The organism is Caballeronia sp. LZ029 (assembly GCF_031451275.1).
Classification (GTDB): domain Bacteria; phylum Pseudomonadota; class Gammaproteobacteria; order Burkholderiales; family Burkholderiaceae; genus Caballeronia; species Caballeronia jiangsuensis.
The window spans coordinates 1,148,573-1,161,612 of the sequence record NZ_JARUXO010000001.1 but is presented as its reverse complement, the minus strand read 5'-3'; the positions used below and the strand labels follow the sequence as shown (position 1 = coordinate 1,161,612).

Below are 13,040 nucleotides of genomic sequence, written 5' to 3'. Positions count from 1 at the left end.
TCAATCGAGAGAGGCGAGCGTCGATTCGGTCGTATCGACGACCATCAGGCCAGCGCGCAGCCCCGGCTTGACCTTCGCATTAGGAAACACGATGCGTTCTTCATCGTGCGACACGCAATAGCGATAGTCGCCGTCGCGCGCGAGTTCGGTGCCGGCCGAGAATGCGGTGAAGTTCGGCACATCGCTCGCGACATTCAGCACGAAGTGCTCGCTTTGCTTGTCGATCTGTGCGACGACCGTGAACACGCGCAACGGCGCCTGCTCCGTGGCTGCCTCGCCCGCGATCAGGCGGCGCAATGCCGCATCCGACGCCGCGAAGCGCGCGAGGTCGTTCTGGCCGAACGGCCGCACTTTGCCCAGTTCCAGCGTGCACGCGAGCGCGCCCGCTTTCTCGGCGGTGAAGTGCGTGAAGGTATTGCCCTTCTCGCGATGCAAAAGCACGGCTTGCAGACGCGCATCGCGCAGCCAGTCGAACATCGCGCGTGCGAGCGGCGCGCCCGTGTGTGGCAATAGCGCGAACTGCTCGAACACCGATGCGCGGATCGCCGTGTGCATATCGATGTGCCACTTCGAATGCTCAACGGCAGCGAAGAAGTCCAGCGCGGCGCGCTCCAGTTCGTCGGCGCGCGGTGCTTCGCGGCTCTTCTCGAAACGCGCATGACGGCCGCTGAACAGGCGATTGAGATCGTCGTCGAGATAGCGATCGCCCGCGCGCATCGCACCGATGTTGCCGAGCACGACCAGCACGCGCGCAGCGAGCGGCGCGCGGCCATGCGCGATATCCGCGACGAGCGGGGACAGCATCTCAATAGGCGCGGTTTCATCGCCATGAATGCCCGCCGATACGAGCACGCTGTGCGCCGGTTCCCGCGCGGGTTCGAGCAGCAGTACGCCTTCGCCCTGCCATGTCCAGCGCACGCCGGAAGGCGCGGTTCCGGCGTTCGTCGCAGGACGCCTGCCTTCGAGCGTGAAAGCGAGGAAGTCGTCGAGCAGGGATGAATCAGCGCTGGAAGTCATAGACGGCACCGAGTCCGAGGATGGTCGTCAGTTCGTCGAGCGCGGCGCGCGATTCCGCGAGCAGCTTCGGATCGGCAAGATCGGCGGGCGCGAGTCGGTCGCGATAGTGTCTGTCGATCCACGCATCGAGCTGGGTGAAGAGCGCGTCGTTCATCCATACGCGCGCATTGACCGCGGCGCGCTCGGCTTCATCGAGCACGACACGCAGACGCAGACATGCCGGGCCGCCGCCGTTCTTCATGCTCTCGCGCAAATCGAAGACGAGCACTTCGTCGATGGGCGTCTTGCGCGACGCGAGCGAATCGAGATAAGCCGCCACGCGCGCATTTTCGCGGCATTCCTGCGGCACGATCAACAGTTGCCTGCCGTCCGCGCCCGAGAGCAACTGGCTGTTGAAAAGATACGACGACACCGCGTCTTCCACGCTCACTTCGCTTTCCGGCACTTCGAGCGCGGTGAACGGCGTGCCGAGCGCGTCGAGCTTCGTGCGCAACTCGTCGTAGACCTTGTGCTGATCGACGAACGCACGCTCGTGGCAAAAGAGCGTCGTGCGATTGCCGACCGCGATCACGTCGTTATGGAACACGCCTGCATCGATCACGTCGGGCGATTGTTGCGCGAACACGGTCGCGTCGCTGGACAGGCCATGCAGACGCGCGACCGCGCGGCTCGCTTCGAGCGTCTGACGCGCGGGATAGCGCTGCGGCTGCGGACCCTGACCGTACTCGCTCTTGCCATACACGAAAAACTCGACGCCCTTGTCGCCGTACTCACGGGCGAAGCGCGTATGGTTCGCCGCGCCTTCGTCGCCGAGCGCGGGCGTGCCGGGCAGCGCATGATGAATGCGAAAGCGGGCTTCATCGGCGAAAATCGCGCCGAGCGAGCGCCGCGTTTCGCCATGCTCGATCGCACGATGCAGCTTGGCCGCGAGATTCGCGGGCGTGAAATGGACGCGGCCGTCTTCCGTGTCCGCCGATGGGCTCACGGTCGCGGCGTTCGCGGTCCACATCGCCGATGCCGAGCTTGCCGCGGCGAGCAGTTCGGGCGCTTCACGCGCGGCGCGCGCGATCACGCTGGCGTCGTCGCCGGAGAAGCCGACATCGCGCAACAGCCTGATCGACGGGCGTTCCAGCGGCGGCAGCACGCCCTGCTGAAAACCGAGATCCGCGAGCCGTTTCATCTTGCGCAAGCCCTGCTTCGCCGCGGCCTTCGGATTCGCCACCGACTTCTCGTTGCTGCGCGACGCGACATTGCCGAACGAAAGTCCCGCGTAGTTGTGCGTCGGGCCGACCAATCCGTCGAAGTTCGCCTCGTATGCTTTCGATGCCTGCATGGTCATGTCCCGTACTTAAAACGTGAGTCCCGGCGATACGCTCGCGGGCATCTGCAATTGCGCGCTTTCCACCGACGCCATCGGATACGAACAATAGTCCGCCGCGTAATACGCGCTCGGCCGCTGATTGCCCGAACGTCCGATGCCGCCGAACGGCGCCGCCGACGATGCGCCGTTGGTCGGCCGGTTCCAGTTGACGATGCCCGCGCGGATCATGCGCTGGAAGTGCTTCCATGCGGCTTCGTCGTCGGCGAGCAGTCCGGCGGAAAGGCCGTAGGCGGTGTCGTTCGCGCGCTCGATCGCTTCGTCGAACGTCTTGTAGCGCGTGATCTGCACCATCGGGCCGAAGTGCTCTTCGTCGGGCACGTCGCGGGCGTTCGTCACATCGAGGATCGCGGGCGACACGAAGCCGAGATGCGCCGCGCGCTGCGTCATTTCGAGCACCGGCTTCGCGTCCGCTTCGATCAGACGCGTCTGCGCATCGACGAGGCGCGCCGCCGCGCGCGCCGAAATCACCGCGCCCATGTACGGCTGCGGTTGATCGTCGAATTTGCCGACAGCGATGTTCGCGCTCACCTCGGTGAAGCGCTGCATGAAACGCTCGCCGAAAGCGTCGTCGGGAACGAAAAGACGGCGCGCGCACGTGCAACGCTGCCCCGCCGACAGAAACGCCGACTGGATCGTGTGATGCACGGCTGCATCGATATCTTCGACGTTCGCCACGACGAGCGGATTGTTGCCGCCCATCTCCAGCGCGAGCACGATCTCGGGACGGCCGCCGAACTGCCTGTGCAGCAGCGTGCCCGTGTCCGAGCTGCCGGTGAAGAACAGCCCGTCGATCTGCCGGTGATTCGCGAGTGCGACGCCCGTATCCTTCTCGCCCTGCACGAGGTTGAGCACGCCCGCGGGCAATCCGGCCCGAATCCACAGTGCGAGCGTCGCCGCCGCGACGCCGGGCGCGAGTTCCGACGGCTTGAACACGACGGCATTGCCCGCGATCAGCGCCGGCACGATATGCCCGTTCGGCAAGTGCCCCGGAAAGTTGTATGGCCCGAACACGGCGACGACACCGTGCGGACGATGCCGCAATACCGCGACGCCATCGGCCATCGGCGCGCGCTTTTCGCCGGTGCGCTCGTGATACGCCTGCACGGAGATATCGACCTTCGCCGCCATCGATGCGACTTCCGTGCGCGCTTCCCACAGCGGCTTGCCAGTCTCGCGGCCGATCGCGTTCGCGAGCGCTTCCTTGTTTTCGTTCAGCAGCGCCGCGAAGCGTTTGGCGATCGCGACGCGCTCATCGAACGAAAGCGCGGACCACGAAGCGAACGCGCGCCGCGCCGACGACACCGCGCGATCCACATCTTCCGCCGATGCGCTGCGGCCTTGCCATACGGTCTCGTCGGAACCCGGATTACGCGATGCGAACGCCCCGCCCTTGCCTTCATGCCAGGCGCCGCCGATATACAACTGGTTCGAAATATCCATGTTCTCTCTCATTCATTTTGCTCGCGGGTAGGACGTCAGCACGCGCACGTCATCGCCTTCCTTCACGCGCAATGCCGCGGCTTCTTCCGCCGTCAGCAGGAACGCACCGTTCTCGACCGCGCCCGTCGTCGCGCCGCAGCGGAAGTCTTCGAGCAGCGTGTTCGATACGAGGCTCTTCGCGTTGCTGTCCGTCTCCGTCCGATCGCCGATGCGCACGCGGGCCAGCACGCTCTCGCGCACCGTGCGCAAGTCGGCCGTATGGCATTCGAGCACCGGGCCCGCATCGAAGATATCGACGTGATTCTCGTAACGCAGCCCTTCCGCTTCGAGCATCTTGCGCGCGGGCGTCGTGTCCTTGTGCGTGACGCCGACCGCGCGTTGCGCGGCATCGGGCAGCAAGTCGAGATACACCGGATAGCGCGGCATCAGCTCCGCGACGAACGACTTCTTGCCATGCGAGCTCAGGTAATCCGCTTCGTTGAAATCGATCTGATAGAAGTGCGAGCCGACCGCGTTCCAGAACGGCGACTCGCCGTTCTCGTCGAAATGGCCGCGCAATTCCGCGCACAAACGCTGCGGAAAGCGATCCGTGAACTGTGCGATGAACATGAAGCGCGAGCGCGACAGCAAGCCGCCCACACCGGCCGTCCGGTAACGCGGGCTCAGAAACAGCGAGCACACTTCCGCATAGCCCGTCAGATCGTGCGAGATGTTGAGCAGCGACATGCGCGTCCAGACGCCCATGTCCTTGCTCGCATGCACGACCGTCGACACGCGATAGTTGTAGAACGGCTGCTCCAGCCCGACTTCCGTTTCGATGCCGCACACACCCGCGACATCGCCCGTCGCGGTGTCTTCCATCACGAAGAAATAGCCCGCTTCGAAGGCTTGCGCATCGCCGTCGAGCGTGCGGCGCGCGCGTTCGACGCGTGCCGCGAGCGCATCGCGATCCGGCTTGAACGTGGTGAGTCCCGGACCCGTTTCCTGGGCGAGCGCGACGAGCGCATCGACATCGCCCGGCTGCGTGCAACGCACGACGATCATTGCAATTCTCCCGATGCCTGATGCAACGGCACGCAACGCACCGTGTCCTTGTCCTCCACGCCGAGCGCGGCGCGCGCGGCGGCGGTCAGCGCGGCGCCGTCGGCGCGCGTGCCCGTGAGGCCGGCGACGATGCAGCGGAATTCATGCGCCCCGCCCGCCGCGACGATATACGGCGCGCCGCTTTCGGACGCGCCGTCGCGCACCGTGCGCAGTTCGCTCGAACTCGCCGATGCGCTCTTGCCGACGGCGATCGTGAGCACCGGGCCCGCATCGAAGATATCGACGAAGCGATCCGGCTCGAAGCCTTCTTCGAGATGGATGTCGTAGGCGAGCAGCGTGCCTTCGTTCGGCTCGCCGAGCACGCGCTGCGCTTCGCCGGGCAGCAAAGGCACATAGAGCGGATAGCTCGGCATCACTTCCGCGATGAACGTGCGGCTGCGTCCGCCCGATTCCGATTCCACCTGCTCGAAGTCGCGACCGAAAAACTTGCGCCCGACCGCATCCCAGAACGGCGACGCGCCGGTATCGTCGGTGACGCCGAGCATCAGCGAAAAGACTTCGCCCGAGAAGCGCTTGCGGTTCGCGGCGATGTAGATCATGCGCGCGCGCGACAGCAGATGCGCCGCCGCTTCGTTCGCTTCGTCGCGCAGCGACGGATCGATGTAGAAACCGGTCAGGCGGCTCTTGCCCGTGAGTTCATGCGACATCGTGAGCGCGTGGATCTTGCGGTTCACCTTGAGCTCGCGCGATGCGTGGATCAGCGCATCGTTGCGAAACGCGTAGAACGGCTCGGAATAGCCCGCCGACGCGACGATGCTCGACGTGCCGAGCAGCCTGCCCGTCTGCGAATCTTCGAGCACGAAGAGATAGAACTCCTCGCCGGGAAATTCGACTTCGGCGCGAAACGAGTCTTCCGACAGCGCGACGCGCGTTTCGAGCGCGCGTCGGTCGCGCGGCAGCGAGTGCAGCACGGGAAGCGCTGCGCGCGCCATCCGTTCGAGCTCGTCGAGATCGGAGAGTCTTGCGGGACGGACGAATAGCATCATCGGGTCCTGTGGGTCACTTGACGGCGGCGGCGCCGACGACCTGTTCGATCGCCTTGCCGATGCGCGCGAAGCCCTCGTCGAGATCGGCCATCGGCATGATGAGCGACGGCGCGAAGCGCAGCACGTTGGGCCCGGCGATCAGCATGATGACGCCGTTCGCCGCCGCCGCATTGAGCACGTCCTTCGCGCGGTCCTTGTAGGCGTCGTTCAGTTCCGCGCCGATCAGAAGACCGCGCCCGCGAATCTCCCTGAACATGCCGAAGCGCTCGTTCAGACGCTCCAGATGCGCCTTGATTGCGCGGCTGCGCTCGTTCACGCCTTCGAGGAGCTTCGGATCGCTGATGAGTTCGACGACCTTCTCCGCGATCGACGCGCCCAGCGGATTGCCGCCATACGTCGTGCCGTGCACGCCGACCTTGAAATGCGCGGCGATCTCGTTCGTCGTGAGCATCACGCCGATCGGGAAGCCGTTGCCCAGCGCCTTCGCGCTCGTGAGGATGTCGGGCGTCACGCCGTATTGCATGTACGCGTAGAACGTGCCCGTGCGGCCGACGCCGGTCTGCACTTCATCGAAAATGAGCAGCGCGCCGTGCTTGTCGCACGCTTCGCGCAGGCCCTTCAGGAACGCGGGATCGGCGGGTAGCACGCCGCCTTCGCCCTGCACCGGTTCGACGATCACCGCGCAGGTTTTCGGGCCGATGGCTTCGAGCGCCTTCGGCAGATCGTTGTACGGCAGATGACGGATGCCCTGCGGCTGCGGGCCGAAACCTTCGGCGTACTTCGGCTGGCCGCCGACGCTCACCGTGAAGAACGTGCGGCCATGGAACGACTGCGTGAACGAGATGATCTCGATCTTGTCCTCGCCGTGATTGTCGATTGCATAGCGGCGCGCGAGCTTCAGCGCCGCTTCGTTCGCTTCCGCGCCCGAGTTCGCGAAGAATGCGCGATCGGCGAAGGTCAGATCGGTCAGGCGTTTCGCGAGGCGCAACACCGGCGCGTTGGTGTAGCCGTTGCCGATGTGCCAGAGCTTTTCGCCCTGCTCGTGCAGCACTTTCAGCAATTCGGGATGGCCGTGGCCCAGCGCCGTCACCGCGATGCCGCCGGCGAAATCGACGTAATCGCGGCCTTCGGTGTCCCATACGCGCGAGCCGCGGCCCCGGTCGGGCACGAAACTGGCCGGCGCGAATACCGGAACCATTACTTCGTCGAACGTACCGCGATTCACATTGATGTCGGTCATGAGCCACTCCTCGTCAGGTTCGTGCATCGGTGTCGTGCACCGGTTCTTGGCAATCAGGTTCGATATTAGGCAATCGCGCGCGTTCCGTCTTGCGCGATCGCGACATGCTTCGATGGGCTTTTTCGCTGCTTTTCAGGCGGGTTCGGGCGGCTCGATCAGCGCGCCGCCGCGCGGCTCGTCGATGGCGCCGCCGCGCTGCTTTTCGATCCAGTTGCGGCGCTCCTCGCGCGGCGTCACGCCGAAGCGGTCGCGATACGCATTGGAAAAGTGCGCCGCCGATGAAAACCCGCACGCGAGGCTGATCTGCACCACCGATTTGCTCGTGCGCTGCAACTGCGTGCGCGCTTTCGTCAGGCGCAGGTTGAGGTAATACTTCGACGGCATCGCGCCGAGATACTGGCGAAAGAGCCGCTCCAGTTGCCGTCGCGAAATGCCGACGAGATTCGCGATTTCATCGGTGGCGAGCGGATCTTCGATGTTCGCTTCCATCAGTTGCAGCGCATCGTTCAGGCGCGGATGACGCTCGCCGGGCGCGGTGACGAACGGAATGCGCTGGCGCTCCGTGCCCGCGCGCAAGGTGCCGATGCCGAGCGAATCCGCGATGCGCTCCGCGAGATCCGGGCCGTGATCGCGCGCGATCATCGCGAGCATGAAGTCGATGCTCGCCTGGCCGCCCGAACACGTGGCGCGATCGCGGTCGATTTCAAAAATCTGCTGGCTTACGATCGCGCGCTCGAACTGCTCGGTGAATTGCTGATACGTCTCCCAGTTCACCGCGACGCGATATTGCGCGAGCTGGCCGGCCATCGCGAGCCACCACACGCCGTGATGGATGCCGGTGACGAGCGGCGTGCGCGGCGCGACGCGCGCCAGGCTCGCGAGAAAGAGCCGGTAATCGGCGAACTGCTGATAGCGCTCCGACACGACGATGAGCCAGTCGCAGCGCACCGCGTCGTTGAACGCGCAATCGGCGGGGAGTTGCGCGCCGCCCGAAAGCGGCACGGGCCGGCCGTCCCAGGAACAGATGCGCCATTCGTACAGACGATGGCCGTCGATCTCGTTGGCGAGCGTGAGTGTGTCGATGATCGGGCCGATGCCGCTCATCGACATCGGCGGGAGCGCGACGATCGCAACCTGCAGCGGCGCGCCTGCCACGTTATTTCAGGCTGCCCGACAGGAACTGGCGCAGACGCTCGCTCTTCGGCGCGCTCAGCACTTCCGCGGGCGCGCCCTCTTCTTCCGTGCGCCCCTGATGCAGGAACATCACGTGATTCGACACGTTGCGCGCGAAGCCCATCTCGTGCGTGACGACGATCATCGTGCGGCCTTCCTCGGCGAGCTTCTGCATCACCTTCAGCACTTCGCCGACGAGTTCGGGATCGAGCGCGGACGTGGGTTCGTCGAAGAGCATGACGTCGGGGTGCATCGCGAGCGCGCGCGCAATCGCGACGCGCTGCTGCTGGCCGCCCGACAAATGCGACGGATACTGCTTCTCGACGCGCGGCGGCAGGCCCACTTTCTCCAGATACGTGCGCGCGCGGTCTTCCGCTTCCTTCTTCGACACGCCGAGCACGTGCATCGGCGCTTCCATCACGTTCTCGATGGCCGTCATGTGCGACCAGAGATTGAAATGCTGGAACACCATCGCGAGCTTGGTGCGCACGCGCTGCAACTGCTTGTGATCCGCGACTTCGAGATTGCCGGCGCGGTCGGCCTTTGTGCGCACCGTTTCACCATCGACGATGATCTGCCCCGCGTTCGGCCGCTCCAGAAAGTTGATGCAGCGCAAAAACGTGCTCTTGCCCGAGCCGCTCGCGCCGATGATGCTGATCACGTCGCCTGCTTTGGCGGCGAGCGAGACGCCCTTCAACACTTCGTTGTCGCCGTAGCGCTTGTGAATGTCCTCGGCGACGAGCTTGGTCGCGACGTCTTTGGCGGTTGGCTCCAACGCTTTCTCCTCGGGTGATGACAGGGACTGATGCATGGGTTCGAATTCTACCGCTCAGGCGCGCCGTGCCGGGCGCGCCGCGCCCGCCGGCCGCAGATACGCGAGCCAGTGCTGCTCCGCGCGCCGGAAAGCCGCGACGAGCGCGAACGAAATCGCCACGTACAGGAGCGCCGCGATGCCGAACGACTCGAACGATTGATAGGTGGCCGAATTCGCATCGCGCGCGACCTTGAGGATATCCGGCACGGTCGCGGTGAAGGCGACGGTCGTCGCGTGCAGCATCAGGATCACTTCGTTGCTGTACAAAGGCAAGGCGCGGCGCAGCGCCGACGGCAGGATCACGCGGCGATACATCGTGAACGTGCTCATGCCGTAGGCGCGCGCGGCTTCCACTTCGCCGTGGGGAATCGCGCGGATCGCGCCGGCGAAGATTTCGGTCGTGTAGGCGCACGTGTTCAGTGCGAACGCGAGAATCGCGCAATTGAAGCCGCTGCGAAAGAACGCTTCGAGCAGGGATTGCGTGCGCACGAATTCCAGGCTGTACATGCCCGTGTAGAGCAGCAGCAGTTGCACGTAGAGCGGCGTGCCGCGGAACACATACGTGTAGATGCGCACGGGCGTCGAGAGCCAGCGATTGCGCGACACGCGCGCGCAGGCGAGCGGCACCGCCGCGCAGAAGCCGAGCACGATCGAGGCCGCGAGCAGCCATAAGGTGACGACGAGACCCGACGCGCGCATGCCGTCGGAGTACAAAAACGGACGCCAGTATTCGGCGAAGATCTGGATCATGGCTTGTCGCTCGCTGGCGTAGGTCAGAGTTCGGCGTGCCGCACGCCGATCGAATAGCGGCGCTCGAGCGCCATCAGCACGAGATTGGACGCGCTCGTGATCGCGAGATAGATCAGCGCCGCGATCAGGATGAAGAAGAACATGTTGAAGGTGCTCTTGCCCGCGTCCTGCGCGGCCTTCACGACATCGGCGAGACCGATGATCGACACGAGCGCCGTCGCCTTCACGAGCACCTGCCAGTTGTTGCCGATGCCCGGCAGCGCGAAGCGCATCATCTGCGGAAAGAGGATGCGGCCGAACACGCGCATGCCGCTCATGCCGTATGCGCTGCCCGCTTCCAGTTGGCCGCGCGGCACCGCGAGAAAGGCGCCGCGAAAGGTTTCGGTGAAGTACGCGCCGTAGATGAACCCGAGCGTGAGCACGCCGGCCGTGAACGGATCGATGTCGAACTGATCCCAGCCGAAGGCATCGGTCAGATTGTTCACCGCGATCTGGATGCTGTAGAAGAGCAGCAGCATCAGCACGAGATCGGGTACGGAGCGGATGAGCGTCGTGTATGCGGTCGCGATGCCGCGCAACGGCGCGTGACGCGAAAGTTTCGCCGATGCGCCGGCCAGGCCGAGCAGCACCGATACCGCGAGAGACAGCACCGCGAGCGCGAGCGTTTCTTTAGCGCCCGCCCAAAGGACCGGGCCGAAGCCGTACAGGTTCAAGTGTCGCCTCCAACGTCTTTCGTGTTGATCGGAAAGAGACGGAGCGCGCTTCGAAAGACACGCTCCGGCGATGGCGGCGATACTCGCAAGCGAAGGTCAATCGCTCAACGATGACGAAGTATGTTTGCTGCGACGCAGCATCAGGACGGCGCGAGCGGCGGCGCGCTCATGCGCCCGCCGCGCAACGCTGCCCGCGTGCGACAGACAGGAAAACCCGCATACGCGCGGCCGACGAAACTTGCGTTTTTCAGGTCGCATTTTCGATAGACCGCGCGCCGGCCTTTCACGCGCGCGCGACGCTCCGCACGTGCTGCGCGACCTGCCCGCTCGCCACGGCGATCTCCGGGCTGTCCTGCAGCAAGGGCAGGAACTGCTCCGCGAAGACGGGATCGCGCGTGCCGGCGCTGAACATGTCGACGACCGCCTTCGCGTGCGCGATGCGGGCGTCGGCGGTGGCTTCGTCGTCATCGAGCACGTCGTCGATGGCCGCGATCAGCGTCGACAGCGGCGCGAGCCAGCGATACGCCGAACCGTTGATCACGATCTGCAGGAATTCGCCCGGCGACACCGGCCCGAACTCGGCTTCGTGGCGCGCGCGCAGATGCGCGAGCACGCTGCGATGAAGCGCGAGCAGCGGATGCCGCACGTCGCGCAGGAAAGCGGTGGCTGTCTGGTCGTTCATGGTCGTGCCTCGTCTGGAAACGACTAATGTGAGGACGATTCGGTATCGATCAAGCGCCGCGCGTCCGGCCCGCGTAACGGATGAATTCCGCGGCGGTGAGCGGCGCGGAAAAGAGCCAGCCCTGCCCGAACTGCGCGCCGCGCGCATACAGATACGCGGCCTGCTCCTCGTGCTCGATGCCTTCGGCGATCACCTGCACATCGAGCGTCGTGGCCATGTCGATGATGTGCGACGCGACGCTGCTCGACGCCGCATCCTGTCCGACGGTATCGACGAAGGACTTGTCGATCTTCAGGCCGTCGATGCGAAAGTTCTGCAGATGCGAAAGGCTCGAATAGCCGGTGCCGAAATCGTCGAGATACACGGCGTGGCCCGCGTCCCGGAACGCGCTGATGACTTCCTTGGCGGCTTCGGCGTCGAGAAAGCTGCGCTCGGTCGCCTCGATACGGATTTGCGACGGCCGCACGCCCTGTTGCGCGATCGCCGGGCCGAGCACGTCGAGAAAGCGATGCGTCGTGAGATCCTGCGCCGAGAGATTCACCGACACGTAGTACTCCGGGTAGCGCTTAAGAAAATCGCCGAGTTCAAGCAGGATCGTGTCGAGCACCTGATCCGTTATCGCCTGAATCAGCCCGCGATGTTCCGCGAGCGGGATGAAATGATCGGGCCGCACGATGCGATCGTGATACTTCCAGCGCACGAGCGCTTCGGCGCCGACGCAGCGTCGCGTGCCGAGATCGACGATCGGCTGATACGCGACGATGAACTGATGCCGCCGCACCGCGTCGGTCAACTGGCCGCGCGGAGACAGCCGGCGCACGATGAAGAACGCCGCCCAGCTCGCGCACGCGAGCCCCACCACGACACCGCCAAGCAGCCAGCCCCAGGGCAGCGTGCGCAGGCGCTGATGCAGCGTCTGATGCGGCGCGCTCACGACGACGGCGAGCGGCATCGACACCGAACGGCGCACGACATACGGCGAGCAGTCGCGCGAAGGCGGCGCGGTGCGATAGACGGCGAGGATGGCGTTGGCGTCGGTGGCGGGCGTGGTCGCGATCACGCGGCTCACTTCCGTGTTGATGACGGCGACGCCGCTCGCGACTTCATCGTTGGCATCGAGCGTATCGATATAGAGCGAAGGATCGGCGGCGACGTAGAAGCCGTTGCGGCCCATCACGAGCGAAGACTTGCCGCCCGGCAGACGCGACAGGCCGTACCACGCCATGATGCCGTCGCGCGAGCGCCAGTCGGGCGGCGGCAGCGTGAGGCCATCGAGCACGCCCGCCGACACCGCGCCGAGCAGCGACGAACATTGCCAGCGGCCATCGTGATCGTAGGCGCCGGCGTCGCGCACCTGTTCGTGCGTGAGCGCAATGCGCCGCAGCTCTTTCAGATACGGCGGCGAGCATGGCGTCGCCGCCACCTTGCCGATCTCCCCGAGCGCACCCGACAGACGTCGCGTCACGTCTTCGGCGCGATGGAGCGCGGCTCGCGCGACCGTGTTGAGGCGTTCAGCCTCGTCATGCCGCTGGCTGCGCTGCGCGAACAGAAAACCGATCCCCGCCGGCGCAAGCGCCGCGATTACCACGATGACGATCAGAAGCGCCGCCAGCGCACCACGTTGAATTTTGTTCATTGCGTGTTATGGACCGCGGCGCGAGGCACGTCGCGCGCGCGTTTTTCGTTCCCTGCTCGACTACGTCGGCTCGTGTTGCGCCGCTCTTGCGAGAGTCTCGGACA

General features: G+C 65.2%; 12 protein-coding genes. All 12 read right to left on the bottom strand.

Annotation, left to right across the window (positions count from 1 at the left end):
* The 12 genes from astE to QCE73_RS05430 all read right to left on the bottom strand — a co-directional run bounded on the left by astE (position 1) and on the right by QCE73_RS05430 (position 12,936).
* On the bottom strand, positions 1 to 1,017 hold the full coding sequence (gene astE / locus QCE73_RS05485) for a succinylglutamate desuccinylase (RefSeq protein ID WP_309880125.1): 1,017 nt from the start codon (positions 1,015 to 1,017) through the stop codon (positions 1 to 3).
* On the bottom strand, positions 1,001 to 2,350 hold the full coding sequence (gene astB, locus QCE73_RS05480; protein WP_035503553.1) for an N-succinylarginine dihydrolase: 1,350 nt from the start codon (positions 2,348 to 2,350) through the stop codon (positions 1,001 to 1,003). Before astB ends, astE begins: the two co-directional genes overlap by 17 nt.
* A gap of 15 nt (positions 2,351 to 2,365) precedes the next feature.
* Complete coding sequence (gene astD / locus QCE73_RS05475; RefSeq protein WP_309880124.1) at positions 2,366 to 3,838, bottom strand: succinylglutamate-semialdehyde dehydrogenase; 1,473 nt, start codon at positions 3,836 to 3,838, stop codon at positions 2,366 to 2,368.
* Positions 3,839 to 3,850: 12 nt separating this feature from the next.
* Complete coding sequence (gene astA / locus QCE73_RS05470) at positions 3,851 to 4,882, bottom strand: arginine N-succinyltransferase (protein ID WP_238287996.1); 1,032 nt, start codon at positions 4,880 to 4,882, stop codon at positions 3,851 to 3,853.
* On the bottom strand, positions 4,879 to 5,925 hold the full coding sequence (gene aruF / locus QCE73_RS05465) for an arginine/ornithine succinyltransferase subunit alpha (protein WP_035503551.1): 1,047 nt from the start codon (positions 5,923 to 5,925) through the stop codon (positions 4,879 to 4,881). The genes astA and aruF overlap by 4 nt, the downstream gene beginning before the upstream one ends.
* A 16-nt stretch (positions 5,926 to 5,941) precedes the next feature.
* Positions 5,942 to 7,168, bottom strand: coding sequence for an aspartate aminotransferase family protein (locus QCE73_RS05460; protein WP_309880123.1), 1,227 nt, complete (start codon positions 7,166 to 7,168; stop codon positions 5,942 to 5,944).
* 132 nt (positions 7,169 to 7,300) lie between these two features.
* Positions 7,301 to 8,278, bottom strand: coding sequence for a GlxA family transcriptional regulator (locus QCE73_RS05455; protein ID WP_309881914.1), 978 nt, complete (start codon positions 8,276 to 8,278; stop codon positions 7,301 to 7,303).
* 46 nt (positions 8,279 to 8,324) lie between these two features.
* Positions 8,325 to 9,152, bottom strand: a complete 828-nt coding sequence (locus QCE73_RS05450) for an ABC transporter ATP-binding protein (protein ID WP_051626924.1) — start codon at positions 9,150 to 9,152, stop codon at positions 8,325 to 8,327.
* An 18-nt stretch (positions 9,153 to 9,170) separates the two neighbouring features.
* Positions 9,171 to 9,905 carry an ABC transporter permease gene (locus tag QCE73_RS05445; protein ID WP_035503375.1) on the bottom strand — a complete coding sequence of 245 codons (735 nt, stop codon included), beginning with the start codon at positions 9,903 to 9,905 and terminating at the stop codon, positions 9,171 to 9,173.
* A 23-nt stretch (positions 9,906 to 9,928) separates the two neighbouring features.
* The gene (locus tag QCE73_RS05440) at positions 9,929 to 10,618 is read right to left on the bottom strand and encodes an ABC transporter permease (protein ID WP_035503373.1); all 690 of its coding nucleotides are present in this window, start codon (positions 10,616 to 10,618) and stop codon (positions 9,929 to 9,931) included.
* Positions 10,619 to 10,901: 283 nt separating this feature from the next.
* Positions 10,902 to 11,300: a hypothetical protein gene (locus QCE73_RS05435; RefSeq protein WP_309880121.1), complete on the bottom strand. Its 399-nt coding sequence runs from the start codon at positions 11,298 to 11,300 to the stop codon at positions 10,902 to 10,904.
* A 49-nt stretch (positions 11,301 to 11,349) separates the two neighbouring features.
* Positions 11,350 to 12,936: an EAL domain-containing protein gene (locus QCE73_RS05430; protein ID WP_309880120.1), complete on the bottom strand. Its 1,587-nt coding sequence runs from the start codon at positions 12,934 to 12,936 to the stop codon at positions 11,350 to 11,352.
* Positions 12,937 to 13,040 lie beyond the last annotated feature (104 nt).

Excerpts from the sequence above, each read along its gene's own strand:
- astE (WP_309880125.1), bottom strand. The coding sequence starts at position 1,017 with ATGACTTCCAGCGCTGATTCATCCCTGCTCGACGACTTCCTCGCTTTC.
- astB (WP_035503553.1), bottom strand. The coding sequence starts at position 2,350 with ATGCAGGCATCGAAAGCATACGAGGCGAACTTCGACGGATTGGTCGGC.
- astD (WP_309880124.1), bottom strand. The coding sequence starts at position 3,838 with ATGGATATTTCGAACCAGTTGTATATCGGCGGCGCCTGGCATGAAGGC.
- astA (WP_238287996.1), bottom strand. The coding sequence starts at position 4,882 with ATGATCGTCGTGCGTTGCACGCAGCCGGGCGATGTCGATGCGCTCGTC.
- aruF (WP_035503551.1), bottom strand. The coding sequence starts at position 5,925 with ATGCTATTCGTCCGTCCCGCAAGACTCTCCGATCTCGACGAGCTCGAA.
- QCE73_RS05460 (WP_309880123.1), bottom strand. The coding sequence starts at position 7,168 with ATGACCGACATCAATGTGAATCGCGGTACGTTCGACGAAGTAATGGTT.
- QCE73_RS05455 (WP_309881914.1), bottom strand. The coding sequence starts at position 8,278 with ATGTCGATGAGCGGCATCGGCCCGATCATCGACACACTCACGCTCGCC.
- QCE73_RS05450 (WP_051626924.1), bottom strand. The coding sequence starts at position 9,152 with ATGCATCAGTCCCTGTCATCACCCGAGGAGAAAGCGTTGGAGCCAACC.
- QCE73_RS05445 (WP_035503375.1), bottom strand. The coding sequence starts at position 9,905 with ATGATCCAGATCTTCGCCGAATACTGGCGTCCGTTTTTGTACTCCGAC.
- QCE73_RS05435 (WP_309880121.1), bottom strand. The coding sequence starts at position 11,300 with ATGAACGACCAGACAGCCACCGCTTTCCTGCGCGACGTGCGGCATCCG.
- QCE73_RS05430 (WP_309880120.1), bottom strand. The coding sequence starts at position 12,936 with ATGAACAAAATTCAACGTGGTGCGCTGGCGGCGCTTCTGATCGTCATC.